16 protein-coding genes and 6 tRNA genes are annotated in these 26,743 nt (G+C 42.0%); 16 read left to right on the forward strand and 6 right to left on the reverse strand.

The window, feature by feature from the left end:
* Positions 1-15 precede the first annotated feature (15 nt).
* The 4 genes from HMPREF9009_RS15665 (at position 16) to HMPREF9009_RS15680 (ending at position 9,283) form a co-directional block, all read left to right on the forward strand.
* A complete protein-coding gene (locus HMPREF9009_RS15665; RefSeq protein WP_049702664.1) occupies positions 16-1,110 on the forward strand; it encodes an efflux RND transporter periplasmic adaptor subunit in 1,095 nt (364 codons plus the stop codon).
* Positions 1,111-1,132: 22 nt separating this feature from the next.
* Positions 1,133-4,216 (forward strand): efflux RND transporter permease subunit, encoded by a 3,084-nt coding sequence (locus HMPREF9009_RS15670; protein ID WP_049702665.1) that lies wholly within the window; start codon positions 1,133-1,135, stop codon positions 4,214-4,216.
* 81 nt (positions 4,217-4,297) lie between these two features.
* Positions 4,298-5,758, forward strand: a complete 1,461-nt coding sequence (locus HMPREF9009_RS15675; RefSeq protein ID WP_085931287.1) for a TolC family protein — start codon at positions 4,298-4,300, stop codon at positions 5,756-5,758.
* Between the two features lie 279 nt (positions 5,759-6,037).
* A complete protein-coding gene (locus HMPREF9009_RS15680; RefSeq protein ID WP_049702666.1) occupies positions 6,038-9,283 on the forward strand; it encodes an efflux RND transporter permease subunit in 3,246 nt (1,081 codons plus the stop codon).
* 49 nt (positions 9,284-9,332) lie between these two features.
* Here HMPREF9009_RS15680 and HMPREF9009_RS15685 read toward each other — a convergent pair whose 3' ends face one another.
* Positions 9,333-9,890 carry an NAD(P)H-dependent oxidoreductase gene (locus tag HMPREF9009_RS15685; protein WP_049702667.1) on the reverse strand — a complete coding sequence of 186 codons (558 nt, stop codon included), beginning with the start codon at positions 9,888-9,890 and terminating at the stop codon, positions 9,333-9,335.
* 175 nt (positions 9,891-10,065) lie between these two features.
* Between HMPREF9009_RS15685 and nspC the strand changes: the two genes are divergently transcribed.
* The 9 genes from nspC (at position 10,066) to nagA (HMPREF9009_RS15730) (ending at position 14,543) form a co-directional block, all read left to right on the forward strand.
* Entirely contained in the window at positions 10,066-11,205 is a 1,140-nt protein-coding gene (gene nspC / locus HMPREF9009_RS15690; RefSeq protein ID WP_049702668.1) for a carboxynorspermidine decarboxylase, read from the forward strand.
* Between the two features lie 118 nt (positions 11,206-11,323).
* Positions 11,324-11,396: transfer RNA gene (locus HMPREF9009_RS15695), tRNA-Gly, on the forward strand.
* 34 nt (positions 11,397-11,430) lie between these two features.
* Positions 11,431-11,512 (forward strand) — tRNA-Leu (locus tag HMPREF9009_RS15700).
* 23 nt (positions 11,513-11,535) lie between these two features.
* Positions 11,536-11,619: transfer RNA gene (locus tag HMPREF9009_RS15705), tRNA-Leu, on the forward strand.
* Positions 11,620-11,638: 19 nt separating this feature from the next.
* Positions 11,639-11,711: transfer RNA gene (locus HMPREF9009_RS15710), tRNA-Gly, on the forward strand.
* A gap of 32 nt (positions 11,712-11,743) precedes the next feature.
* Positions 11,744-11,825, forward strand: a tRNA-Leu gene (locus HMPREF9009_RS15715).
* 37 nt (positions 11,826-11,862) lie between these two features.
* Positions 11,863-11,938: transfer RNA gene (locus HMPREF9009_RS15720), tRNA-Gly, on the forward strand.
* Between the two features lie 244 nt (positions 11,939-12,182).
* Positions 12,183-13,349 carry an N-acetylglucosamine-6-phosphate deacetylase gene (gene nagA, locus HMPREF9009_RS15725; protein ID WP_049702669.1) on the forward strand — a complete coding sequence of 389 codons (1,167 nt, stop codon included), beginning with the start codon at positions 12,183-12,185 and terminating at the stop codon, positions 13,347-13,349.
* Positions 13,350-13,370: 21 nt separating this feature from the next.
* Positions 13,371-14,543, forward strand: a complete 1,173-nt coding sequence (gene nagA, locus HMPREF9009_RS15730) for an N-acetylglucosamine-6-phosphate deacetylase (RefSeq protein ID WP_009039517.1) — start codon at positions 13,371-13,373, stop codon at positions 14,541-14,543.
* A 247-nt stretch (positions 14,544-14,790) separates the two neighbouring features.
* Here the strand turns inward: nagA (HMPREF9009_RS15730) and HMPREF9009_RS15735 are convergent, their stop codons facing one another.
* Positions 14,791-15,153 (reverse strand): thioredoxin family protein, encoded by a 363-nt coding sequence (locus HMPREF9009_RS15735; protein ID WP_008639955.1) that lies wholly within the window; start codon positions 15,151-15,153, stop codon positions 14,791-14,793.
* A gap of 236 nt (positions 15,154-15,389) precedes the next feature.
* Between HMPREF9009_RS15735 and HMPREF9009_RS15740 the strand changes: the two genes are divergently transcribed.
* Genes HMPREF9009_RS15740 through HMPREF9009_RS15750 form a run of 3 tightly spaced genes read left to right on the forward strand, consistent with a single transcriptional unit; the run spans position 15,390 to position 20,912 of the window.
* A complete protein-coding gene (locus HMPREF9009_RS15740; protein ID WP_049702670.1) occupies positions 15,390-16,655 on the forward strand; it encodes a TolC family protein in 1,266 nt (421 codons plus the stop codon).
* 22 nt (positions 16,656-16,677) lie between these two features.
* The gene (locus HMPREF9009_RS15745) at positions 16,678-17,772 is read left to right on the forward strand and encodes an efflux RND transporter periplasmic adaptor subunit (protein WP_049702671.1); all 1,095 of its coding nucleotides are present in this window, start codon (positions 16,678-16,680) and stop codon (positions 17,770-17,772) included.
* A gap of 14 nt (positions 17,773-17,786) precedes the next feature.
* Entirely contained in the window at positions 17,787-20,912 is a 3,126-nt protein-coding gene (locus HMPREF9009_RS15750; RefSeq protein ID WP_049702672.1) for an efflux RND transporter permease subunit, read from the forward strand.
* Between the two features lie 88 nt (positions 20,913-21,000).
* On the opposite strand, the gene HMPREF9009_RS15755 is transcribed toward HMPREF9009_RS15750, so the two are convergent.
* From HMPREF9009_RS15755 to HMPREF9009_RS15770, 4 genes are all read right to left on the reverse strand, one after another.
* Positions 21,001-22,332: a sensor histidine kinase gene (locus HMPREF9009_RS15755; protein ID WP_049702673.1), complete on the reverse strand. Its 1,332-nt coding sequence runs from the start codon at positions 22,330-22,332 to the stop codon at positions 21,001-21,003.
* A 20-nt stretch (positions 22,333-22,352) separates the two neighbouring features.
* The gene (locus HMPREF9009_RS15760) at positions 22,353-23,027 is read right to left on the reverse strand and encodes a response regulator transcription factor (RefSeq protein ID WP_049703350.1); all 675 of its coding nucleotides are present in this window, start codon (positions 23,025-23,027) and stop codon (positions 22,353-22,355) included.
* 141 nt (positions 23,028-23,168) lie between these two features.
* On the reverse strand, positions 23,169-24,833 hold the full coding sequence (locus tag HMPREF9009_RS15765; RefSeq protein WP_004316977.1) for a long-chain fatty acid--CoA ligase: 1,665 nt from the start codon (positions 24,831-24,833) through the stop codon (positions 23,169-23,171).
* A gap of 280 nt (positions 24,834-25,113) precedes the next feature.
* Complete coding sequence (locus tag HMPREF9009_RS15770; RefSeq protein WP_049702674.1) at positions 25,114-26,580, reverse strand: potassium/proton antiporter; 1,467 nt, start codon at positions 26,578-26,580, stop codon at positions 25,114-25,116.
* Between the last annotated feature and the right edge of the window lie 163 nt (positions 26,581-26,743).

A 26,743-nucleotide genomic window follows, 5' to 3' on the forward strand; every position in this document is an offset into this window, starting at 1 on the left:
AATTGGAATGTAGTTATGAGAAAATACAATTGTATATGGATTCTATTATATTGTTTAATCTATGTTGGGATAACCTCTTGCTTTGACAAGAAAAATAGTACTGATAAGCTGGAAATAGGTGTTTCCACGATTCTTCCTGATGCTAAGAATGAAGTCACTACTCAAATACTAAAGAGACGTGATTTTCATCACGAATTAGTCAGTAACGGTAAAGTAAGTGCTCTCGGACAGGCTGATCTTCGTTTTGAGACAAGTGAAGTTATTGTCCGTATTTATGTGAAGAATGGTGACCGCGTACATAAAGGACAGAAATTAGCTGAACTGGATAAGTTTCGCTTGGAGCAGAAGCTATCTCAAGCGGAAGATGCTTTGTTGAAAGCCGAATTGGAACTGAAAGATGTATTGATCGGACAGGGATATACCTCCGAAGATTTCAGCAAAGTTCCTGTAGAAACAATGAGACTTGCGAAAGTGAAGAGCGGATATGAGCAGTCGAGATCTCAATATGAATTGGTGAAAAGAGAAACGGAACATGCTACACTGGTTGCTCCTTTCGATGGAATAGTGGCTAATCTGTTTTCTAAACCATATAATTTAGCTAATACTTCCGAGGTGTTTTGTACGGTTATTGATACCCGTGGGATGGAAGCTGATTTTACAGTGTTGGAGAATGAGTTGGCTTTTATTAAAACAGGTGATAAGGTGATGATTACTCCTTATGCCGGAGGAGATTCGTTTGAAGGCAGCGTATCTGAAATCAATCCATTGGTAGATTCGAACGGAATGGTAAAGGTGAAGGCTGTAGTAAACGGACAAGGAAAACTGTTCAGTGGTATGAATGTAAGGGTAAGTGTTAGAAGAAGTTTAGGACAACAATTGGTCATTCCTAAAACGGCTGTTGTATTACGCTCCGGTAAGCAAGTGGTATTTACTTTACAAGAAGGCAAGGCTATGTGGAATTATGTGCATACAGGATTGGAAAATGCAACGGAATATGTTGTTTCGGATAAATCACAGAAAGGGATTGAAGAGGGGTTATTGGAAGGAGATACGATTATTGTGACCGGAAATCTGAATCTGGCGCATGAAGCGGCAGTAAATGTAAGATAATCTGTGCCAAAATCAAGTAATTATGATAAAATTTTTAATTCAACGCCCTATCGCTGTATTGATGGCTTTTACTGCCTGTTTTATAATCGGGCTGGTGACATATAATACTTTGCCTATATCATTGCTTCCGGATATTGCCATTCCGGAGATAACGATACAGGTGTCTGCCGCCAATACCTCTGCCCGTGAACTGGAAAACACGATTGTGAAACCTTTACGGGGACAACTGATTCAGGTGTCTACATTGAAAGATATTCATAGTGAATCGAGAGACGGAGCAGGTATGATCCATCTGTCTTTTGATTTCGGTACTAATACGGATCTTGCCTTTATAGAGGTCAATGAAAAAATAGACGCTGCAATGAATTATCTTCCCAAGGATACTGAACGCCCGAAAGTTATTAAGGCAAGCGCAACGGATATACCCGTGTTTTACCTGAATCTGACCTTAAAGAATGATAGTGCTTATAGTACGGTAGGACAGCAATCTTTCCTGAATTTGTGTGAATTTGCCGAATCGGTGATCAAGCGCAGGATAGAACAGCTTGAAGAAGTGGCTATGGTAGACGTGACCGGATTGGTGGAGCGTCAGGTACAGATTGTACCCGATGAGGATAAACTGGCTATGATGGGACTTTCCATTGAGGATATTGAATCGGCTTTGGCTGCCAATAATGTGGAGCCGGGCAGTATGACAGTACGCGACGGATACTATGAATATAGTATAAAATTCTCCACTCTGTTGCGTACCGCAGAAGATGTGGAAAATATATACCTGCGTAAGGGGGATCGCATTGTCCAACTAAAGGACTTCTGCAAAGTTACTATCGTGCCCGTAAAAGAAAAAGGTGTATCTGTATCGAACGGGAAAAGGGCAGTGACTCTGGCTGTTATCAAGCAGGCGGACGAGAATATGGATAAGATGAAGCAGTCTTTGGTAAGGACGATGGAGCATTTTAGGCGGGTATATCCGGAAATCGATTTTAGTATCAGTCGCAACCAGACAGAATTGTTGGATTACACAATTTCAAACCTGCAACAGAATCTAACTTTAGGTTTTCTTTTTATCTGCCTGGTAGCTGTCCTGTTTTTGGGAGATGTGAAATCTCCGTTGGTAATCGGACTTAGTATGGTAGTCTCTATCGTGATTAGTTTTGTTTTCTTCTATCTGTGTAATATGTCCCTGAATATCATTTCGCTTGCCGGATTAATTCTGGCATTGGGTATGATGATTGACAGTTCGATTATTGTGACCGAAAATATATCCCAATACCGGGAGCGGGGCTATTCATTGCGTCGTGCCTGTATAACAGGAACAAGTGAAGTGGTGACACCCATGTTGAGTTCTTCCCTGACTACCATTGCCGTGTTTGCTCCTTTGATTTTTATGAGTGGCATTGCCGGAGCTATCTTCTATGATCAGGCTTTTTCGGTTACAGTGGGATTGATGGTTTCGTATTTTACCGGTATTATGCTTCTTCCGGTGCTTTATCTGTTGGTCTATCGGACAGGTATTCATACCCGGAAATGGAAATGGCTTTCTTTTAAATTCAATAACCCGATGAAGGATCACACATTGGATCGTTTTTATGATGCCGGTGTAGATTGGGTATTTCGTCACAAAACGTTTAGTGTATTGTTTTGTGTTGTCTCCATCCCGCTTTGTGTATTCTTCTTTTTCTTTATCGACAAGCAACGGATGCCTGATATAGAAGAGAATGAATTGATTGCCCGAATCGAGTGGAATGAGAATATTCATGTGGATGAAAACAGGCGGCGTGTGGATGAGCTTTTTAGGGATTTAAAAGAACAGGTATTGGAGCACACGGCATCGGTTGGCAGGCAGGATTTTCTTCTGAATCGTGAAAGGGAACTTTCTTCTTCCGAAGCAGAACTTTATTTTCGAACGGAAACATCAGAAACAATCATTCCTTTGCAGCAGGAGATATACCATAAACTGAAAGAACGTTATCCGCTTTCCGTTATTTCTTTCTCTCCACCAGAGACTGTATTTGAGAAACTCTTTGTCACGGGAGAACCGGATATCATAGCTGAATTTTACACCCGTAATAAGGCAAAAGCACCGGAAGCGGAAACGATCCGGAGTGTGGAGTTGGAGTTAGCCCGTAGGACGGGAATTGCTCCTACAGGCATTGCCTTTGAGAACCAACTGAACCTAAGTATCAATAAGGAGAAACTATTGCTTTATCGTGTTGCTTACAATGAACTTTATAGAGTTTTGAAAACTGCTTTCCGGGAAAATAGTGTGACTATGTTGCATTCTTACCAGCAATATCTTCCGATCAACGTTGCGGGCAGTGAGAAGACGGTGAATGAAATATTACAGGAAACACTGATACAGACTGAACCGGACAATAGAGGAAACAGAGAGTACATTCCACTCCGGGAACTGGTGATGGTTACTCCTGCCGAGGACTTGAAGAGTATTACTGCCGGACGTAACGGGGAATATGTTCCTTTTGATTTTTATGGCGTACAGGACGGAAACAAACTGATAAAGGAGGTGAAACAAACGGCAGAAAATATGAAAGACTGGGATACTGGATTCTCCGGCAGTTTCTTTTCTAACAGTGAGATGTTGGATGAATTGGTGATCATCTTATTTATTTCACTGTTACTGATGTATTTTATTCTTGCCGCACAGTTTGAAAGCTTTTTGCAGCCTTTGCTTGTTTTGGCGGAGATACCGATTGACCTCGCATTTGCACTGCTTTTACTCTGGATTTGCGGACATACGCTGAATTTGATGTCTGCTATCGGGTTGATTGTTACCTGCGGTATTGTAATCAATGACTCTATTCTGAAGCTGGATGCTATCAATGAATTGCGTAAAGTGGGTGTTCCGTTATTAGAAGCGATACATGAAGCTGGCCGCAGGCGTTTGCGACCGATTATCATGACTTCGCTGACTACCATCTTCGCAATGGTGCCACTGCTTTTTTCTTCAGATATGGGCTCGGAGTTACAAAAACCGTTGTCTATTGCTATGATAGGGACAATGTCAATTGGTACGGCGGTGAGCTTATTTATCATACCGTTACTTTACTGGTTTATTTACCGTAACAAGAAAATAAGTAACAGCTAGAAAGTAATAACTAATAGTTCTAAAATGAAAGTTATGAATAGATTAAAGAAAAGAATTCCTGTCTTCCTCTGTGTCTTCTGTATGTTTGGTGGTGAATCTTCACTTTGGGCACAGAAACACCTGGTATTGGATTTGAACAGGACAATTTCTCTTGCTAACGACAGTTCGCTGGAATCATTCCGTACGCAGAATATGTATTTATCCGGTTATTGGGAGTATAGGACTTTTCGGGCAAATCGTTTGCCTAGTCTGACACTGGATGTTACTCCGGCACAATATAACCGGGATATAACGAAACGATACGATTCGGGACAGGATTTGGATGTATACCGTACGCAACAGTCTTACTATGCTTATGGAGGATTGAGTGTAAAACAGAACTTTGATTTAACCGGAGGTACTTTTTATCTGGAATCGAATCTTGCCTATATGCGTAACTTCGGAAGTAACAGTGCTACGCAACTTACGAGTGTTCCCATACGAATCGGATATTCGCAAAGTCTGGTAGGATATAACTCCTTCAAATGGGAACGGAAGATAGAACCGTTGAAGTATGAGCGTGTGAAAAAGGAATTTCTCTATAATGTGGAAAAAGTGTCGGAAACGGCTACGAATTATTTTTTCTCTTTGGCTATGGCGCAGGCAGAATATAATCTTGCTAAAGAAAACTTGGCTTCTACGGACACATTGTATCGTATCGGGCAACAACGTCACCGAATTGCAGCTATCTCACAGGCTGATTTGTTGACATTGAAACTGGATCGTGTGAATGCGCAGAATACATTGCAGAATAAAGCAAGTGACCTGAAACGGGCTATGTTTTCACTGGCTTCTTTTCTCAATCTGGATAAGAATACGCAAATCAAACTGGAACTTCCTTCTCGTCCGGAGATGGTGGATATTCCGGTAGATGAGGCTTTGAGGTGGGGCAGGAATAATAACCCGCAATTGTTGGAACTGAAACAGAATGTACTTGAAGCGGAACGGAATGTGGATAAGACGAAGAAAGAATCTCGCTTTAACGCAAGTGTGAATGCCAGTATCGGTTTTAATCAGGTAGCAGATAATTTTGGAGATGTGTATCATAAACCGATGCAGCAGGATTTGGTGGCAGTCAGTGTTTCTATTCCGTTATTGGACTGGGGTGTTCGTAAGGGTAAGTATAATATGGCAAGAAATAATCTGAATGTAGTGAAGATCTCGGCACGTCAGGATGAGATAAGCATCGAGGAGGAAGTGATTATGACGGTAAGTGATTTTAATATCCAGCAGCAATTGATAGCCAGTGCGGAAGAAGCGTTGGATCTGTCTATACTTGCTTATAATGAGACTAAACAGCGTTTTATTATCGGCAAGGCGGATATTAATAGCTTGACTCTTTCTCTCAACAGGCAGCAACAGGCACAACGTAATTTTATCTCTGCCTTGCAGAACTACTGGCTGAATTATTATAAGATACGCCGGCTTACTTTATTTGATTTTGCAGCGAAGCTTTCACTTTCGGACAGGTTTGATTTTAATGGAGGAAAGTTGGTTAAATGATAATTTTGCGGAGTGCCCTGAAAAGGCTTAATTATATAGCGTAGGGCAACGCCCTACGTAAAAACGACAATCTGAATTTGCGCCCTGAAAGGGCATAATTGTATACAGTTCCGCCCTTTCAGGGCTTGTGGCTGGTGTGTTTTTTTCGTAGGGCGTTGCCCTACGCTATATAATTAAGCCCTTTCAGGGCACCCCAATAAATATATAATTGTAAGGCTTTCAGCCTAACTGCAAAAGTCCCATTTAACCGCTAAATTCCCATTTATATAAATATTGATAATGCTAAATATGGATTCTGAAATAGTAAAATCTCCTAAGGCTTCTGCTTTCACATTGATTGTGGCTTTTGTCTGTGTGGCATTAGTTGGGCTGGCACTCATTCCATTGCTGCCTGTCAAACTGAATCCGTCGCGGACCTTACCCGGTTTCACGGTGAGATTCAGTATGCCCGGTACTTCAGCACGTGTGGTGGAAATGACGGCTACCAGTAAGTTGGAGGCAATGCTTGCCCGTGTGAAGGGAATTCGAGGGATTTCTTCCACTTCAGGAAACGGATGGGGAAGTGTCAGTGTAAATTTGGATAAACATGTAGATGCAGCGGTTGCCCGCTTTGAAGCTTCTACTATTATTCGTCAGACGTGGCCGGAATTACCGGATGGGGTGAGCTATCCGTATATTCAGATGCACAGTCCGGGGCAAAGTAATCAGGGGCCTTTTATGGCATTTACGATCAATGCACCCGCTACTCCTTTCTTAATTCAGCAGTATGCGGAAGAACATATAAAAACGCGTCTTGCACAGATTCCGGGAATTTATAAAATCAATCTTAGTGGAGCTACTCCGATGGAATGGCGATTGGAGTATGATTCGGAACAATTGCGTGCGCTTGGAATAAGTACGGATGATATTCGCCAGGCTGTCCGGTTACATTATCAAAAGGAATTTTTGGGTACTTATGATGTGGAACAGGCTGCTTCGGGCAGACAGTGGATACGTTTGGCATTGATTCCCGAACAGGAGGGCAAAGAGTTTAATGCGGAGCGGATAAAGGTAAAAATGAAAGATGGTAAAATCATAGGTTTGAATGAGCTTGTGAAGGTTTCCCGTATGGAGGAGCAGCCACAAAATTATTATCGAATTAATGGGCTGAATTCAATTTACCTGTCGATTGTTGCAGAGGAAACTGCAAATCAATTGGCATTGAGTGAAAAGGTAAAAGCGTTTATGGATGATAACCAGCTATTGCTTCCGGCAGGATATGAGATTCACACCAGTTACGATGCAACGGAATTTATTCAGGAAGAACTGGGGAAAATTTATTTGCGTACGGGAATGACTGTAGCGATTTTGCTCCTGTTTGTATTGTTGATCACCTTTAGTCTCAAATATCTTTTTTTGATTGTAATCAGTCTGACTGTTAATATGGCAATAGCTGTCATTCTTTATTATGCGTTCGGATTGGAAATGCAATTGTATTCTTTGGCGGGTATTACGGTTTCATTAAATTTGGTGATAGATAATACAATTGTAATGAGCGATCATTATTTGCGGCGTAGAGACCGGAAAGCATTTATGTCTATTCTTGCAGCCACGTTGACCACGATGGGAGCTTTGGTTATCATCTTTTTTCTGGATGAGAAGATACGTCTTAATTTGCAGGATTTTGCTGCGGTAGTGATTATAAATCTGGGAGTATCACTATTGGTCGCTTTATTCTTTGTTCCTTCTCTAATTGATAAAATAGGATTGAAACGAAGAAAGAAATCTTCTCTTTCAATAGTTCGATGGAAGATTGGGGAGGTGCGTTTCTTTGTGTGGATACGCTCAAGAATACGTCGGCTTCCAGTTTATTTCAGTCGTTGTTACAGGTGGCTGATACAAATACTTTGTCGTTGGAGGGTGGCGGTATGTATTTTGTTATTGTTGGCATTCGGACTACCGGTATTTCTATTGCCGGAAAAGATGAAAGGTGATGATAGATGGGCGAAAACTTATAATCAAACGTTGGGTACCACCACTTATAAGGAAAAGGTGAAACCAATAGTGGATAAAGCGTTGGGAGGTACTCTAAGGTTATTTGTGCAAAAGGTATATGAGGGGAGTTACTTTTCACGTAATGAAGAAGTAGTGCTTCATGCCAATGCTAATTTGCCGAATGGGAGTACACTTGAGCAAATGAATACACTGATTAAGAGGATGGAAGCTTATTTGAGCGAATTTAAAGAGATTAAACAGTTCCAGACATCTGTAGAAAGTGCCCGAAGAGCATCTATTCATATCTATTTTGCGAAAGAACACCAAAAAAGCGGTTTTCCTTATACGTTGAAAGCGAATATGATTAGTAAGGCACTTCAACTGGGAGGTGGAAATTGGAGTATATATGGTTTGCAGGATCAGGGGTTCAGTAATGATGTACGTGAGAATGCGGGTTCTTTCCGGGTAAAAATGTATGGATATAATTATGATGAACTGTATGATTGGGTAGAAAAATTAAAAGCAAAATTATTGTCTCATCGCCGGATTCGGGAAGTGACGATCAGCTCTGATTTCTCTTGGTGGAAAGATGATTATATGGAATTCTATTTTAATCTGAATAAACAGCGGATGGCAGAGGAGGGGATTGGAGCTGGAAGGTTGTTTTCTGCTATCCACCCGATATATGGGCGAAATATGGAAATAGGTTCGGTGATGGCGGAAGAGGGGACGGAAAAGATAAAACTTTCTTCGCGTCAGTCGGAAGATAGGGATGTGTGGGCGATGCAATTTTATCCTTTTCAAATAGGAGAGAGGGAATATAAACTTTCAGAATTGGCAACTGTGGAAAAAGGACAAATGCCACAGGAAGTGGCCAAGGAGAATCAACAGTATCGGTTGTGTTTGCAATATGAGTATATCGGTTCTTCAGAACAGGGAAATAAACTCTTGAAAAAAGATCTGGAAGAGTTTAATGAGATTCTTCCGATGGGATATACTGCCAAATCGGAAGATAATAACTGGTCGTGGGGAGGAAAGGATAATAAACAATATCGTCTGCTTTTGATTGTGATTGCTATTATTTTCTTTATTACGAGTATCCTGTTCAATTCTTTGAAACAGCCGCTGGCCATTCTCTTTGTGATCCCAGTATCTTATATCGGTGTGTTTCTGACATTCTATTGGTTCAAACTGAATTTTGACCAGGGAGGATTTGCTTCTTTTGTTTTGCTTTGTGGTATTACGGTTAATGCGAGCATTTATATCTTGAATGAATATAATTCCGTTCGTAAACGTTTCCCGCGTCTATCACCGCTTCGGGCTTATGTGAAAGCTTGGAACACTAAAGTGATTCCTATTTTCCTAACAGTGACTTCTACCATTCTGGGATTCGTTCCTTTTATGGTAGGCATGGAAAAAGAAGGCTTCTGGTTTCCATTGGCGGCAGGTACTATCGGGGGATTGATAATGTCTGTAATCGGAGTGTTTATTTTCCTGCCAGTGTTTACATTGAAAAAGAAGTGTTTGGTGAAACCTAAAGCTATGCTTTAGCAACTGTAAAGCGTAGCTTTATCCTATCTAAAGCTACGCTTTATAAATCTTACCAATTGTTCCCTGCATTACTGTTACCGATAAGCATCTCCACACGTTGTTTATACAGATTTGCTCCTTCAGCGATATTCTTGCCGGCGTCTGCCGTTCCCATCCCATAAACAACAATAGGGGTTTGCCATGACATTCCCGAATGAATGGCATTTACCTGATAAGGACGTAATAATTCGTCCGTAGTGAAACGGTTTCTGCCTCCACTGCGATAAGCCTCGTATTCGGAACCCGTGGTCGTTACTACTGTCAGCGGTTTGCCGGCGACAGCCGGAGTCTTGGATAGAAAAGTAAAGACTTCATCCTGCCATTTCTTTAGTAATGACGGTGCAGACATCCAATAGAAAGGAAATTGATAGATGACAGCCGAAGCATCGGAAATGATTTTACTCCATTCATCTATATTGAAAGCAATTTCCTGTGACAGCTCGTAAAGATTGAAAACCGCCACTCCTTCCATGTCACTGACAGCATCAACTAATGCTTTGTTTGCTTGTGATTCTTTGATGTTAGGATGTGCCAGTAGAATCACTACTTTTCTTAAATCTTTATTCATTTTAATCGGGTATTTAGGATGATACAATACTTACTATAATATATAAGGTGTAAAAATAAGAAAAAGTTCGCGAAAACCAATATCTTAATTAAAAATAAAACAATCCCTCTTTGCTTTTGAATTTGTATTTTTGCATCCACGTTCGTAAGGCGTTATTTTAGATAATAATTTATATATGATAGATTTTAATCAGTTCCCTTCTCCTTGTTACATCATGGAAGAAGAGCTTTTAAGAAAGAACCTGTGTTTGATAAAAAGCGTGGCCGACAGGGCGGGAGTGGAGATCATTCTTGCTTTTAAGTCATTTGCCATGTGGCGCTCTTTCCCCATATTCCGTGAATATATAGATCATTCTACGGCAAGTTCGGTGTATGAAGCCCGTTTGGCATTGGAAGAGTTCGGCAGCAAGGCGCATACATATTCTCCTGCTTATACGGAACAGGATTTCCCGGAAATCATGCGTTGCAGCAGTCATATCACATTCAACTCAATGCAGCAGTTTGAACGCTTCTATCCGATGGTGGTTGCAGAAGGAAGTGGCATCTCTTGTGGTATCCGCGTAAATCCTGAATATTCGGAAGTGGAAACCGAACTTTATAATCCATGTGCACCCGGCACACGTTTTGGGATAACAGCCGATTTGTTGCCCGAAGCATTACCGCAAGGTATTGAAGGCTTTCATTGTCATTGTCACTGTGAATCTTCTTCTTATGAGCTGGAACGTACATTGGAACATCTTGAAGCTAAATTTGCCCATTGGTTTCCACAGATAAAGTGGTTGAATCTCGGTGGTGGACATCTGATGACCCGTAAAGACTATGATACCGAACATTTGATAACACTATTGCAAGGATTAAAAGCACGCCATCCTCATCTGCGAATTATCCTGGAACCCGGTTCGGCTTTTATATGGCAGACGGGAGTGCTGACTTCCGAAGTAGTGGATATTGTGGAAAGTCGTGGAATCAAGACGGCTATTTTGAATGTCAGTTTCACTTGCCACATGCCCGATTGTTTGGAAATGCCCTATCAGCCTGCCGTGCGTGGTGCCGAAATGGGAAACGAAGGAAAATATATTTATCGTCTCGGAGGAAATTCCTGTTTGAGTGGTGACTATATGGGATTGTGGAGTTTCGATCATCCTTTGCAAATCGGAGAACGTATTGTGTTCGAAGATATGATTCATTATACGATGGTCAAGACAAATATGTTTAACGGAATTCACCATCCTGCCATTGCTATCTGGACCAAAGAGGGGAAAGCTGAAATATACAAGCAATTTTCTTATGAAGATTATCGTGGCCGAATGAGTTGATAATCAAAATGATTGTTTTGCGGTCGATGCAAAGTGAACAGATTTCTGTGAAAAAAGTAGGCAGAATGTTTGCAGGTTTACGGAAAATCCCTACCTTTGCAACCGCAAACGAAAAAATGCGGAAATAGCTCAGTTGGTAGAGCATAACCTTGCCAAGGTTAGGGTCGCGAGTTCGAGTCTCGTTTTCCGCTCATGTTTCTTTGAAATGTTGGAACAATAATCTTTGCCCAGGTGGCGGAATTGGTAGACGCGCACGTTTCAGGTGCGTGTGTCGAGAGGCATGCAGGTTCGAGTCCTGTTCTGGGCACAAAGGTTAAACTTTAAAATTATGGAGAGGTGGCGGAATTGGTAGACGCGCTACTTTGAGGGGGTAGTGACAGTTATGTCGTGGGAGTTCGAGTCTCCTTCTCTTCACAGTTTATGAAAGTGAAATGCGGAAATAGCTCAGTTGGTAGAGCATAACCTTGCCAAGGTTAGGGTCGCGAGTTCGAGTCTCGTTTTCCGCTCTTGTTTCTTTGAAATAATGGAACTAAGTTTTGCCCAGGTGGCGGAATTGGTAGACGCGCACGTTTCAGGTGCGTGTGTCGAGAGGCATGCAGGTTCGAGTCCTGTTCTGGGCACCCATCTTTCAGAATTCTGAATGACGAAATTTAGTTTGCGGAAATAGCTCAGTTGGTAGAGCATAACCTTGCCAAGGTTAGGGTCGCGAGTTCGAGTCTCGTTTTCCGCTCCATATAGACATAAGGTTGTCAGTCGATAAGATTGGCAACCTTTTTTTATTTATGATTGATGAATTCTGATTTATATATGGTTGAATAATCGTTTAATATTGGACTTTATTAGAAGTTTATCGGACGATTTTATCGATAGATTGAATAGAAAAACGTAATTTTGCAAACGAAAAAATCAATGTACTCCCCCCAAAAAAGAGCGTCATTGATTCACACAGACCTTTAATTAATTTAACTATTTGTGATATGTTAACACAGATCATTAATGCACGCATCCTGACGCCTCAAGGTTGGCTGAAGGATGGGTCAGTTCTTATTCGCGATAACAAAATTCTGGAAGTAACCAATTGTGACCTTGCCATTATCGGAGCCAAACTGATTGATGCCAAAGGAATGTATATTGTTCCGGGCGGTGTAGAAATCCATGTTCACGGTGGCGGTGGAAGAGACTTTATGGAAGGTACCGAAGAGGCTTTCCGGACAGCAATCAAGGCTCACATGCAGCATGGTACCACCAGTATTTTTCCTACCCTTTCTTCTTCTACCATTCCGATGATCCGTGCAGCTGCGGCAACTACTGAAAAAATGATGGCGGAGCCCAATAGCCCTGTACTCGGACTCCATCTGGAAGGACATTATTTCAATATGGACATGGCAGGCGGACAGATTCCGGAAAATATCAAAGATCCCGATCCCGAAGAATATATTCCGTTATTGGAAGAAACACGCTGTATCAAACGTTGGGATGCCGCACCGGAACTTCCCGGAGCCATGCAATTCGGTAAATATATCACGGCAAAAGGTGTTCTGGCTTCGGTAGGACATACCCAGGCAGAATTTGAGGATATACAGACGGCTTATGAGGCGGGATATACGCATGCCACTCATTTTTATAACGCGATGCCCGGTTTCCATAAACGGAAAGAGTACAAGTATGAAGGTACAGTAGAAAGTATTTATCTGATTGGTGATATGACAGTGGAAGTGGTGGCTGATGGTATTCATGTACCTCCGACGATCTTGCGTCTTGTCTATAAGATAAAAGGAGTGGAACGCACTTGCCTGATAACGGATGCGTTGGCTTGTGCCGCCAGTGATAGCCAGGTTGCCTTTGACCCGCGTGTGATTATTGAGGATGGAGTCTGTAAGTTGGCAGACCATTCAGCCTTGGCCGGGAGTGTTGCAACGATGGATCGTTTGATTCGTACCATGGTGCAAAAGGCGGAAATTCCTTTGGAAGATGCCATAAGAATGGCTTCCGAAACTCCTGCCCGGATTATGGGAGTGCTCGACCGTAAAGGAACGCTGGAGCGTGGCAAGGATGCTGATATAATTGCCTTGGACAGAGACCTGAATGTGAGAGCTGTATGGGCAATGGGAGAACTGGTGGAAGGCACCAACAAACTGTTTTAAATCTAATAAATAACAAAGACTATGTTGACTCAAATAATAAACGGAAGAATACTTACCCCGCAAGGCTGGTTGAAAGATGGTTCCGTATTGATTTGTGATGGAAAAATATTAGAGGTAACTAATAGTGATTTAGCGGTTATCGGTGCAACGGTTATTGATGCCAGAGGGATGACGATAGTGCCCGGATTCGTAAGTATGCATGCACATGGAGGTGGTGGGCATGATTATACGGAAGCAACGGAAGAGGCTTTCCGCACCGCAACCAATGCACATCTGAAACATGGTGCTACCGGTATATTTCCTACTTTGTCCTCTACTTCATTCGAAAGAATCTACCAGGCAGTCGATGTATGTGAGCACTTGATGAAAGAGAAGGATTCTCCGATTCTTGGTCTGCATATCGAAGGCCCATATCTGAATCCGAAGATGGCGGGTACGCAGTATGACGGTTTTCTGAAAACTCCGGATGAAAATGAATATATTCCTTTGTTGGAGCGTACGTCTTGTATCAGACGTTGGGATATTAGTCCCGAACTGCCCGGTGCACATGATTTTGCAAAGTATACCCGTTCGAAAGGAATTATGACTGCTGTTACACATACCGAAGCCGAATATGATGAAATTAAAGCTGCATTTGCAGTAGGATTTTCTCATGCTGCTCATTTCTATAATGCGATGCCGGGTTTCCATAAACGTCGTGAATATAAATATGAGGGTACAGTGGAAAGTGTGTATCTGACGGATGGAATGACTGTGGAAGTGATTGCGGACGGTATTCACTTGCCTGCCACTATCCTGAAACTGGTTTATAAGTTGAAAGGCGTGGAGAATACCTGCCTTGTTACCGATGCTTTGGCATATGCCGCTTATGAAGGGAATGAACCGATTGATCCTCGCTATATCATAGAGGATGGCGTATGCAAGATGGCGGATCATTCTGCGTTGGCCGGTAGTTTGGCTACAATGGATGTGTTGGTTCGCACTATGGTAAAGAAAGCGAATATTCCTTTGGAAGATGCCGTGCGTATGGCTTCTGAAACTCCTGCCCGTTTAATTGGAGTGAGTGATCGTAAAGGGGCGTTAGCAAAGGGTAAGGATGCCGATATTGTGATTCTTGACAAAGAACTGAATGTACGTTGCGTATGGTCAATGGGAAAGATCGTTCCGGGAACTGATAATCTGTTGCATAAATAACCATTGAAAGGGAAGATGCCGTCCGGAGACTTCCTAAAAGAAAAATGCCCTTTACTAAGAACTAAACTGAATCCCAAAAGTTGGATACAAAATTTTAGGAGTTCAGTTTAGTTCTAGTAAGGGGCATTTTATAAGATCAAGGCTTTTCAGCCTCTTATTATAACAGCAAATGTTCTGTATTATATCAAAAGCTCGGTAGTTTATCAGTCTATCGTCATAAGGAACTTTCCGGACTTTCGATGTTTTTCTATTCTGAAAGTAAACTGGTTTCTATTAATTCTTTCAATTGGGCTTTATTCATAGTGCCTAATTTCATTGTCGGTTTGCCGTTCAACGGGCAAAGTAACAGATTGGGAATGGTACGAATCTTAAATGCGCTTTCCAGTTCCGGTTCCTGATCGACGTCCACTTTATAAATATCTAATTTACCTTCGTATTCTTTTGCCAATTGGTCTAATATAGGCGATAATGCTTTGCAATAGACACACCAGGGTGCATGAAAATCGACCAGGCAAGGTTTATTCCCTTTGAAGTTCCAACTGTCAGGATAAGACTGATAATCTGCTACTTTCTCTACAAAACTATCTTTGGTTAAATTTATTATTTTCATATATCCTATTTTTTAATGATTCGTTTTATTTTCTCTCCTGCAAAGATAGGGGAGTTGGAATGAAAGAAGGCTGGCCATTTTTCCTGTTGTGTTTACAATTCTTCCTTTATGGCTCTTTTCTAATCAAATTCTAATCTGATATGAGAGGCTTATAATCGTTTTTTCCCGTTTCTCCGGTTGTAGAATTGTAATTTTGCTGCGACAACTACGATAAGGTAATAAAGATAAATATAGTAATGAACAGAGTATTTTTAATTTCTTTTTTTCTTCTGCTGACAGGAGGAATATGTGCGCAACAGGCTACCACAGGAACATTAACGCTGAAAGAGGCGGAACAACGTTTCCTGGAACGTAACTTATCGCTGATAGCCGAACGGTATAACATCGATATGGCACAGGCACAAGTGCTGCAAGCCAGGTTATTTGAGAATCCGGTCATCTCGCTGGAACAGAATGTCTATAACCGCTTGAATGGAAAGTATTTTGATTTTGGTAAGGAGGGTGAAACGGTTGTGGAGGTTGAACAGGTCATTCGCCTTGCCGGACAGCGAAACAAGCAGATAAAGCTGGAAAAAATCAATAAGGAAATAGCGGAATATCAGTTTGAAGAGGTGATGAGAACACTCCGTCAGGAGTTGAATGAGAAGTTTGTGCAAATCTATTTTCTTTCGAAATCTATATCCATCTACGAGAAAGAAGTGAACTCTCTGCAAGAACTGCTTGCCGGAATGAAGCTGCAACAGGAGAAAGGGAATATCTCATTGATGGAAATGTCTCGTTTGGAATCGATGTTATTTTCTTTGAAGAAAGAGAAGAACGAACGGGAAAATGAGTTGCTGACTCTTAGAGGAGAACTGAATGTCTTGTTAAATCTTCCGGGAGATGCTGCGGTTAAGTTATCACTGGACGAAGAGGTGTTAAAGCAATTGGATTTGTCTCAATTATCGTTTGCCGACTTGAAAGCGATGGTGAATGAACGTCCCGACTTGAAGATTGCCAGAAGTACGGTAAGCGCTTCTCGTGCCAATCTGAAATTGCAGAAATCGATGGCATTTCCGGAGTTCTCGGTGAAAGGGAACTATGACCGTGCCGGAAACTTTATCAATAACTATTTTGCGGTGGGAGTGAGTTTGTCAGTACCTATTTTCAATCGCAATCAGGGAAATATAAAGGCAGCCCGTTTTAGTATTCAACAGGCGGGAGCGGAACAGGAAAATGCTGCTAATCGTGCAGATATGGAACTTTATACCGCTTATGCTTCACTGGAAAAAGCTGTTCAGCTTTACCAATCTACCAATATGGATTTGGAACGTAACTTTGAGAAACTGATAACAGGAGTGAATGAAAATTTTACCAAGCGAAATATCAGCTTGCTGGAGTTTATCGATTACTATGACAGTTATAAGGAAACCTGTATTCAGTTGCATGAAATAAAGAAAGATGTTTTCCTCGCGATGGAAAACCTGAATACAACTATCGGGCAAAATATATTAAACTACTAATATTCATAAATTATCAAAGACTATGAACTGGAATAAATTCCTTCCTTGCATATTGCTTACTACCGTATTGGGAGCATGCTCCGGTAAAGGAGAACAACCGAATGTTGAACCGGCTGCCTTATGCTTGACAGATAGCTTGTTGAGAATTGTATCTGTCGATACGGTTCACGTTCAAGAAGTGATTGATGAACTGACATTGAACGGACGGGTCACTTTTAATGAAAATCAGGTAGCGCATGTATATCCGATGTTTGGAGGTACGGTGACGGAACTGAAAGCAGAAATAGGAGATTATGTTCGTAAAGGAGATGTACTGGCAGTCATCCGCAGTGGAGAAGTGGCGGACTATGAGAAACAATTGAAAGAAGCGGAACAACAATTGTTGCTCGCCCGCAGAAACATGGATGCTACGCAGGATATGTATAATTCCGGTATGGCTTCGGATAAAGATGTGCTTCAGGCAAAGCAGGAGTTGACGAGTGCCGAAGCCGAAGAAAGAAGGATAAAGGAAGTCTTTTCCATTTATAATTTCTCCGGAAATGCTTATTATCAGTTGAAATCACCTGTTTCGGGTTTTATTGTGGAGAAACAAATCAGCAGGGATATGCAGTTGCGTCCGGATCAGAGTGAAGAGTTGTTCACGATTTCGGGGTTGTCGGACGTATGGGTGATGGCAGATGTGTATGAAAGCGATATCAGTAAGATTTCTGAAGGTGCTTCTGTACGTATTTCTACATTGGCCTATCCGGATAAGATGTTTGCCGGCACTATCGATAAGGTATATCATTTACTGAATAGCGAAAGTAAAACAATGAATGTCCGTATCAAATTAAAGAATGAAGAGTATCTGTTGAAGCCGGGGATGTTTACGAATGTAAGTGTGAAGTGCAAAGCAGATGGAACTTCAATGCCTCGTATCGATTCTCATGCGCTGGTGTTTGAAGGAGGGAAAAACTATGTTGTTGTAGTAGAGCCGGATCAGCGTTTGCAGGTGAAAGAGGTAGATGTATACAAACAGTTGAGCAAGGAGTGTTATATCCGTTCCGGGCTTTCTGAGGGGGACAGGGTGCTGAATAATAATGTATTGTTGGTATATAATGCGTTGAATGCAGATTAAAAACAGAAAATAGTATGCACAAATTCATAGATAATATAGTGGCTTTCTCGCTGAAGAATAAGTTCTTTATTTTCTTCTGTACAGCGATTGCCGTTATAGCCGGAGCTGTTTCTTTTAAACATACTCCGATAGATGCTTTCCCGGATGTGACGAATACGAAAGTGACGATTATCACGCAATGGCCGGGACGTAGTGCGGAAGAGGTAGAGAAGTTTATCACCATTCCTGTTGAGATTGCCATGAATCCTGTTCAGAAGAAAACGGATATTCGTTCTACCACTCTTTTCGGACTTTCTGTAATCAATGTGATGTTCGAAGACCGTGTGGATGATTTCACCGCCCGTCAACAGGTATATAATTTATTGAATGACGCCGATCTTCCTGACGGGGTTACTCCGGAGGTGCAACCGTTATATGGCCCGACGGGAGAAATATTCCGTTATACACTCCGTAGTGACAAACGTAGTGTGCGGGAGCTGAAAACAATCCAGGATTGGGTGATCGAGCGTAACCTTCGTTCGGTATCCGGCGTAGCGGATATTGTGAGCTTCGGCGGAGAAGTGAAAACGTTTGAGGTAAGCGTGAATCCTCACCAGTTGATTAACTATGGAATTACTTCTTTGGAGCTTTATGATGCGATAGCCAAGAGTAACATCAATGTAGGAGGAGATGTCATCACCAAGAGTTCGCAAGCTTATGTTGTTCGTGGAATTGGTCTGATTAACGACTTGGAAGAATTGAGAAACATCGTAGTGAAAAACATCAACGGCACTCCGATTTTGGTGAAGAATCTTGCTGATGTACACGAATCCTGTTTGCCACGCCTCGGCCAAGTAGGACGAATGGATGAAGATGATGTGGTACAAGGCATTGTAGTCATGCGGAAAGGGGAGAATCCGGGTGAGGTGATTGCAAACCTGAAAGATAAAATAGAAGACTTGAATCAGAATATACTTCCCAAAGATGTGAAAATCGTGTCATTCTATGACCGGGAGGATTTAGTGAATCTGGCGGTAAAGACGGTGACACATAATCTGATCGAAGGGATTTTATTGGTTACGTTTATTGTATTGATTTTTATGGCAGATTGGCGGACTACCGTGATTGTTGCTGTCGTTATCCCATTAGCCCTTCTATTCGCTTTTATCTGTCTACGGGTGATGGGAATGTCCGCCAATCTGCTTTCTATGGGAGCCATTGACTTCGGTATCATTATTGATGGGGCAGTGGTGATGGTGGAAGGAGTGTTTGTGGCTTTGGACAAGAAGGCAAGGCAAGTAGGAATGCCGGCATTTAATGTCATGTCCAAAATGGGATTGATCCGTAACACCGCAAAAGACAAGGCGAAAGCAGTTTTCTTCTCCAAATTGATTATCATAACCGCGTTGATTCCTATCTTCTCTTTCCAGAAGGTAGAAGGAAAGATGTTCTCTCCCTTGGCCTATACGCTGGGTTTTGCACTGTTAGGAGCTTTGATCTTTACGCTGACACTGGTGCCGGTAATGTCGTCTATGCTGCTGAAAAAGAATGTGCGTGAGAAGAATAATCGTTTTGTCCGTTTTATCAATGCGAAGTGTACGGCTCTTTTTGATTTATTCTATGCGCACAGGAAACTGACTATCGGACTGGCAACGGTCATAGCAGGTGTCGGATTATGGCTTTTCTCTTTCTTGGGTACGGAGTTTCTTCCACAGTTGAATGAGGGCTCTATCTATATTCGTGCCACCTTGCCGCAAAGCATTTCGCTGGATGAATCGGTGACGCTTGCCAATAAAATGAGAAGGAAGCTATTAACGTTTTCGGAAGTACGTCAAGTCCTGTCACAGACCGGCCGACCGAATGACGGAACAGATGCTACCGGATTCTATAATATCGAGTTTCACGTTGATATATACCCTGAAAAGGAATGGGAGAGTAAATTGACAAAAATGGAACTGATCGATAAAATGCAGGAGGATTTATCCATTTACCCCGGCATTGACTTCAATTTCTCACAGCCGATTACCGATAATGTGGAGGAAGCCGCTTCCGGCGTGAAAGGATCTATTGCGGTGAAGGTGTTTGGTAAAGACTTGTATGAGTCGGAGAAATATGCGGTGCAGATTGAGAAAATCCTGGGCACGGTTCAAGGAATTGAAGACTTGGGTGTGATTCGGAATATCGGTCAGCCGGAACTTCGTATAGAGTTGAATGAAGGTCAGTTGGCGCGTTATGGCGTTGCTAAAGAAGATGTGCAATCGATTATCGAGATGGCGATTGGCGGAAAATCGGCTTCATTATTGTATGAGGACGAACGGAAATTCAATATCATGGTAAGGTATAGCGAACAATTCCGCCAGAATGAAGAAGAAATAGGTAAGATACTGGTTCCGGCAATGGATGGCACAATGATGCCTATCAAGGAACTGGCGGATATAACGACCATTACGGGACCATTACTTATTTTCCGTGATAATCATGCACGATTCTGTGCAGTGAAATTCTCGGTGAGAGGCCGTGATATGGGTACGGCAGTTGCCGAGGCACAGAAAAAAGTGAATGCATCCGTACATCTTCCGGCAGGATATTCGCTGAAATGGACAGGTGATTTCGAGAACCAGCAACGTGCCACGAAACGTTTGGCACAAGTGGTTCCCATCAGTATTGCTATCATTTTTATCATCCTGTTTATTCTGTTCTCTAATGCGCGGGATGCCGGACTGGTATTGCTGAATGTGCCATTTGCCGCTGTGGGGGGTATTGTAGCCCTTCTGATAACACGATTCAACTTCTCCATTTCTGCGGGTATCGGTTTCATCGCCTTGTTCGGTATTTGTATTCAGAACGGCGTGATTATGATTTCCGACATCAAGGCGAATCTGAAACTGGGTTCTCCTTTGGAGGAGGCCACGAAAGAAGGAGTACGCTCACGTATCCGCCCTGTGATTATGACAGCGGCAATGGCGGCTATCGGTTTGTTGCCTGCTGCCATGAGTCATGGAATTGGTTCGGAATCACAGCGTCCGTTGGCAATTGTTATTATCGGCGGATTGATAGGAGCGACTTTCTTTGCCTTGTTTGTCTTTCCTCTCATCGTAGAAGTGGTATATGAACGAATGTTATATGATAAAAACGGAAAGTTATTGCAAAGACGTATTTAGTTCATTTCTATTCTGTGGAAAAAACGCTCATAGATTAAATTTGTAGTTTTCAGTAGGTAGAGTGAGAAAGGGATAAAAGAAGGGTGAATTAAAAAATCACCCGTACTTTTGTTCCTTTTTCTATTTCTGAAGATATATCCAGCTTTCCATGATAAGCAGAAATGATTTTCAAAGTCAGACTAAGTCCGATACCTTGTCCGGCATAATCCCGGGTGTTACTACACCGATAGAAAGACTGGAAAATATGCTCTATTTCTTCTTGCGGAATACCGATTCCCTGATCTTCCACCTCAAGAATGACTTGTTGCTGTTCCCGATAGAGAGCCACATTTACTTCCTTATCGGAGTATTTACATGCGTTATCAATTATATTTTTCAATGCTATCTTTAACAGATAAGGATTAGCCTTAACAACAGCTTGTTGTTCTGTTGCTTCCAAGTGGAGACGGATTCTTTCAGTAGAACCGGTCAACCCTTTCAATATATCAGATAGAATGATCTCTTCCACATTATTTTTCAGGAGTTCTTCTTCCTGCCGCGAAAGAAAAAGAAGGTGGCGGATCAGGCTGGACAACCGTTTGCTTTCCGAAGAAATTCGTTGCAGGGATTCAATGTATTCTCCGGTACTTCTTTCTTTGAGCAGACTGATTTCACATTCTCCCTGAATAGCAGTAATCGGATTGTTCAACTCGTGCGAAGCATGGCTTACAAAGGATTTCTCTGCCTTGAAAGCACTATCCAAACGGTCGAGCATACTATTTAATGTTTTTATCATCTCCTCCAGCTCGTCATTGTTTCCGGTAGTCTTTAGCCGACGATTCAGACTGTTGGCCCGTATTCTTTTCAACTCCTTTAGTATGTGTTGCAGCGGAACCAAAATACGACCGGAATATATTTTCCCGATGAAAAAGATCAGGATGGAACTGGCTAAAACGAGGAAAATGGAAAGTAACAACAGATGTTCCTTGATTTCTGTTCCGTAGGCATTCCGGGACATGACAAGTACGATGAAATTCCCTTCATTATCCGGATAATAAAGGGCGGCTCCCAACTGGTCCTTATATTTAAAAGAAAAAGGAATACTGTCTTTCCCTGCCAGTAGAAGTGTTTGCTGGTGTTGCGTGAGATACTTATTCAACGTATCACGCACTTCAGAAAGACTGTCCATGTTGAGAAGAATCTCATGAGCTTCGGGCAGGAGTTCATCATATTTTCGTTGGATAATCTGGTAACTCTGTTCGTCCACTTCATCCTTTTCCCAGTGCTTCTGTGCAGTCAGGTAGGCTTTTTCACGCAGGTAGGAAGCATAGAGCTTATTGATATACTGTGTACTGAAAATATAAAATACAGCAATGATAATGACAGTGGTCAACACACTGATTAAGGTATAGAAAAAAGCTATTTTGGAACCTATTTTCATAGCCGGGATAGTTGGTGAGTTTAAGTATTCATAATGTATCCTAATCCTACGACTGTGTGAATCAGCTTTTTATCAAAGTCACGGTCTATCTTTACCCGGAGATAGTTTACATAAACATCTACGATATTGGTATTGGTATCAAAGTTCTTGTCCCATACGTCTTTAAGCAGGGTGATACGTGAGAGCGCAACCCCTTGATGAGTCATGAAATATTCGAGCAGACGATATTCCTTGACAGTAAGATCAATATCTATATTGCCTCTTTTAGCTCTTCGGGTATTGCAATCCAATATCAGATTATCACAAGTCAGCAGATTGGAGGTTACTTCTTTATTGCGTCTTAACAAGGCCTTGATGCGTGCCTCCAGTTCTTGGAAACTGAATGGCTTGACGAGATAATCATCTGCTCCCGCATCCAGTCCTTTAACGATATCTTCCGTTGTACTCAAGGCTGTCAGCATGATCACAGGAGACTGGTACCCAAACGTCTGACGATAAAGCCGGCAAAGTTCCAAACCGTTTATTTTCGGCATGATAATGTCCAGTATCAAAAGGTCGAAAGGTTCGTCCTGAAGGATTTTCCAACCAGCGTTTCCGTCATGACAGACGGTTACCGTATGTCCGAACTCTTTTAACCCCCGTTCAATGAAAGAGGCGATGTTTATTTCATCTTCAACTAATAATATCTTTGCCATCATTCAGATTGTTTATGCGCAAAGATACTTTTTTCCTGGCATCTGAAGAAAGAAATTCGCCCTACATTTAAGTGTTTCTCCTTTTTGAGTTGTACTGTTTTTCTGAAATTGCAAGGATACTTATCGCGCTATCCGGGATAATTATCCCTTTGCTTCCTGATACATAAAGCGTTTGATTGACTTTTTCGCAGTCTTTTCAAATTCCTCGAAATGGATCTTTATCTTGCTTATTTGAGAATAGTTAGGAAGCTGTTGATTCAACTCGATACGGTTTTGTTCCATCACTTTCTGAATATCCGTCTGCTGCAATCCATGAGCGAAAGCGTCATCGAAATCCGGATAAATCATTGCTACCAGCTTTTCATGCTGTAAGACAATCAGTGATTCCGCAACATACGGCATATTATTCAGCTTGCTTTCAATTTCTTCCGGATAGATGTTCTGTCCGCTAGAGGTGAGAAGCAGGTTTTTGCTACGTCCGCGAACTGTTACGTAACCTTCTTCATCCAACGTGCCGAGGTCACCGGTATGCAGCCAGCCGTTAGCATCAATAATTTGCGCGGTAGCTTCCGGATTTTTGTAATATCCCAGCATCATGTTCATTCCTCTACATACGATTTCTCCGGCATGCGTTTCCGGGTCCGGCGAGTCAATACGAACTTCCATTCGGCTGGTTGCCTTTCCGCAAGAAGCAAGTTTCAGCGTTTCCCAACGACTGGAGCAAATGATAGGACCACATTCAGTCATACCGTAAGCGATTGTATAGGGGAATCCTATCTTTTTAAGGAAGGCCTCAACTTCAGCATTGAAAGGAGCGCCTCCGATAATAATCTCGTCAAAGTTTCCACCGAAGATTTCCATGGCGGCCTGCCGTGCCAGCGATTTGATTTTATCATTCACGATAGGCACTTTAAGCAATAACTTACCGATTGTGCTGTCTACTTTAGGAAGAATATCTTTCTTAATAATCTTTTCCACAATCAATGGCACACAAGAGATCACTCTTGGCTTGATTTCAGAGAAAGATTGAGAAATGATTTTCGGAGACGGCATGCGCGTCAGGAAATAGATGTGCGCACCTGCAGAAAATCCGTAAAGGAAATCATATACCATACCGAACACATGCCCCATAGGCAACATGGAAACGATATGATCGCCCGGTTTAACGGGAAGCATCTCGAAGCAGTAAGCCACATTCGACCAAAGACTGCGATAGGGGAGCATCACTCCTTTAGAGTAACCTGTGGTGCCGGAAGTATAATTGATAATAGCCAGTTCTTCAGGATGATCCTTCCGGTAGCAAATATGTTCCGGGCGGAAGTTCTTGGGATATTGTCGACCATATATTGCATTCCGGTGTTCAAAAGCATAAGTGAGTTTCTCGTTGCGTGATACTAATGGTGAGAAATCTGTTAGTAAAGCAATACCCTCTAATAAAGGCATGGCGTCCTCATTCAAATTTTCCCAGGCTTGGTCACCGACAAAAAGTAATTTGGCTTCGGAATGGTTGACGATATTATGAATATTATCTGCCTTGAATTCATGCAAAATAGGAACAATAACGGCTCCATAAGTAATCGTTGCCAGGAAAGTAACCGCCCAATGAGCACTGTTACGTCCGCAAACGGCAATTTTATCTCCCGGCTGGATGCCGGCACTTTCCAAGACAATGTGAAATTTAGCGATTTTACGCGCTACATCCTTATATTGAAGGGTAATTCCTTTATAGTCAGTTAAGGCATCCTTGTCCCAGTTTTTGATGATGCTTTGCTCAATATAATCAATGAACTGATGTTCTTGTTCCATTCGATTTTTGCACATTTAGTTTAAAACTGCGCAAAATTAATACTTCGCTGATGTAAACCGAATTTTAAATTCAAGTTTTACGGTTAATTAACGGAGGGGAATGAACAATTTTTACGGCTTGCTAAGGCGTTTTCGTGTTTCTTCCTTAAAACTAGTCTGTTGGCCTATTTAAAACATTTCGTCTCCACACATGAAGAAGAAACGAGTGTCTTATAGGGACAAGAGGCTTCATACGTGGAGACGAATCAGTTATAGTGTATAGAATCAATCTTTTCGGATGTTAGTCAGAATCAGTCTCTTCTTCTTTTGATTTTTCGGAGATGAGCAGCAGTTTATCTCCTTCATGCAGTTTCAGCGTTCCGTTGGGAATCAGGAACTCATCTCCGCGCTTCACAATCATTACCAGCGTGCCTTTCGGGAGATTCATATCTTTCAATGTATCTGCTTCTTCCAGCATACTTTTAGTAATAGTCATATCACTAAGATCAGAGTCTATTTCTTCCGGGAGTTCCACTCCGAAATCATTTCCTGTTTTTTCCAGTGGTTTGGAAAGATTCAAGATTCGGGCTACGAAAGAAATCGTTGTTCCCTGTACCACCAATGACACGATGGTAATAAAGAAAACAATGTTGAAGATGAGGTTCGAACCTTCTACGCCCGCCACTACCGGATAGGTGGCAAAGATAATAGGAACTGCACCGCGCAATCCTACCCAGGACACGAAAATACGTGATTTCATCGTGATTTTCCGGAATGGAAGCAAACAAAGGAATACGCTTAACGGCCGGCCGATAATAATCATAAAGACACCAATCAGCAATGCCACAGCAGCTACTTCCAACATCTCGTGCGGATTGACAAGCAATCCCAGGCAAAGGAACATGATGATTTGAAACAACCAGGTCAGTCCGTCCATAAAGGTGTAGATATCCTTACGGTGCATGATTTTATTGTTTCCCACCATGATACCAGCGATATATACGGCAAGGTATCCGTTACCTTTCAGTAAGTCGGTGATGGAGAAAGTGAAAAATACAAATGCAAGTAATAAGATAGGATATAAGGCCTGATTGTCAATATTGAGCTTATTCAACATTCGGATTGCGAGCTTTCCGAGTACATATCCGGCAGCCGCACCGACGATAAACTGGATGGCAAAAGAGCCTACGATAGCTCCGACTCCCATACCAGACGATTGAATAAACTGTATCAGGACAATGGTAAGCATATAGGCCATCGGGTCATTACTTCCGCTCTCCAGTTCCAGCATGGGACGGAGGTTGTGCTTTAAATTCATCTTCTGTGAACGGAGAATGGCGAACACCGAAGCCGAGTCCGTAGACGACATGGTAGAGGCCAAAAGCAGGGAAGTGGTGATAGGTAAATAAATATTAGACCAGCTCATACCTGATATCCACCAGATAAAGAGCCCGGTGAAAAGAGCTGTGAGCAGTACTCCGACAGTGGAAAGCACGATACCGGGACCTAAAATAGGTTTGATTTCTCTGAATTTCGTATCCATACCTCCCGAGAAAAGGATAATGCTAAGAGCGACCATACCGATAAACTGCGCGTCTTTCGCGTCGTGGAATTGCAGGCCGAGGCCGTCACTTCCAAACAACATTCCTACTACGAGGAACAATAATAAGGTAGGTACTCCAAAGCGATATCCGGTTTTTCCAACAACAATGCTGACGAAAAGTAAGATAGAACCGATAAGTAGGGTGTTTTCTGCTGTAAATATCATAGGCAATATATTATAAAGTTATAAAATTGTCGTTTTAATTCTCACCGTGCGAAGTTACACATTATTAACAACAAATAAAACCCCTTTTTAGATGTATTTTTGTGAAAAAAGGGAGTTAAATTGTCTAAAAAGACTAATTTTGCAGAGATTAATCTACATTATA

Origin of the sequence: Bacteroides sp. 3_1_13, from assembly GCF_001185845.1 — a bacterium.
GTDB lineage: Bacteria > Bacteroidota > Bacteroidia > Bacteroidales > Bacteroidaceae > Bacteroides > Bacteroides xylanisolvens.

Coding starts and splice junctions, on each gene's coding strand:
- HMPREF9009_RS15770 (WP_049702674.1), bottom strand. CDS start 26,580: ATGATATTTACAGCAGAAAACACCCTACTTATCGGTTCTATCTTACTT.
- HMPREF9009_RS15735 (WP_008639955.1), bottom strand. CDS start 15,153: ATGAAAATAATAAATTTAACCAAAGATAGTTTTGTAGAGAAAGTAGCA.
- HMPREF9009_RS15760 (WP_049703350.1), bottom strand. CDS start 23,027: ATGGCAAAGATATTATTAGTTGAAGATGAAATAAACATCGCCTCTTTC.
- HMPREF9009_RS15680 (WP_049702666.1), top strand. CDS start 6,038: ATGCTAAATATGGATTCTGAAATAGTAAAATCTCCTAAGGCTTCTGCT.
- HMPREF9009_RS15740 (WP_049702670.1), top strand. CDS start 15,390: ATGAACAGAGTATTTTTAATTTCTTTTTTTCTTCTGCTGACAGGAGGA.
- HMPREF9009_RS15685 (WP_049702667.1), bottom strand. CDS start 9,890: ATGAATAAAGATTTAAGAAAAGTAGTGATTCTACTGGCACATCCTAAC.
- HMPREF9009_RS15750 (WP_049702672.1), top strand. CDS start 17,787: ATGCACAAATTCATAGATAATATAGTGGCTTTCTCGCTGAAGAATAAG.
- HMPREF9009_RS15745 (WP_049702671.1), top strand. CDS start 16,678: ATGAACTGGAATAAATTCCTTCCTTGCATATTGCTTACTACCGTATTG.
- nspC (WP_049702668.1), top strand. CDS start 10,066: ATGATAGATTTTAATCAGTTCCCTTCTCCTTGTTACATCATGGAAGAA.
- HMPREF9009_RS15765 (WP_004316977.1), bottom strand. CDS start 24,833: ATGGAACAAGAACATCAGTTCATTGATTATATTGAGCAAAGCATCATC.
- HMPREF9009_RS15665 (WP_049702664.1), top strand. CDS start 16: ATGAGAAAATACAATTGTATATGGATTCTATTATATTGTTTAATCTAT.
- HMPREF9009_RS15670 (WP_049702665.1), top strand. CDS start 1,133: ATGATAAAATTTTTAATTCAACGCCCTATCGCTGTATTGATGGCTTTT.
- nagA (WP_049702669.1), top strand. CDS start 12,183: ATGTTAACACAGATCATTAATGCACGCATCCTGACGCCTCAAGGTTGG.
- HMPREF9009_RS15755 (WP_049702673.1), bottom strand. CDS start 22,332: ATGAAAATAGGTTCCAAAATAGCTTTTTTCTATACCTTAATCAGTGTG.
- nagA (WP_009039517.1), top strand. CDS start 13,371: ATGTTGACTCAAATAATAAACGGAAGAATACTTACCCCGCAAGGCTGG.
- HMPREF9009_RS15675 (WP_085931287.1), top strand. CDS start 4,298: ATGTTTGGTGGTGAATCTTCACTTTGGGCACAGAAACACCTGGTATTG.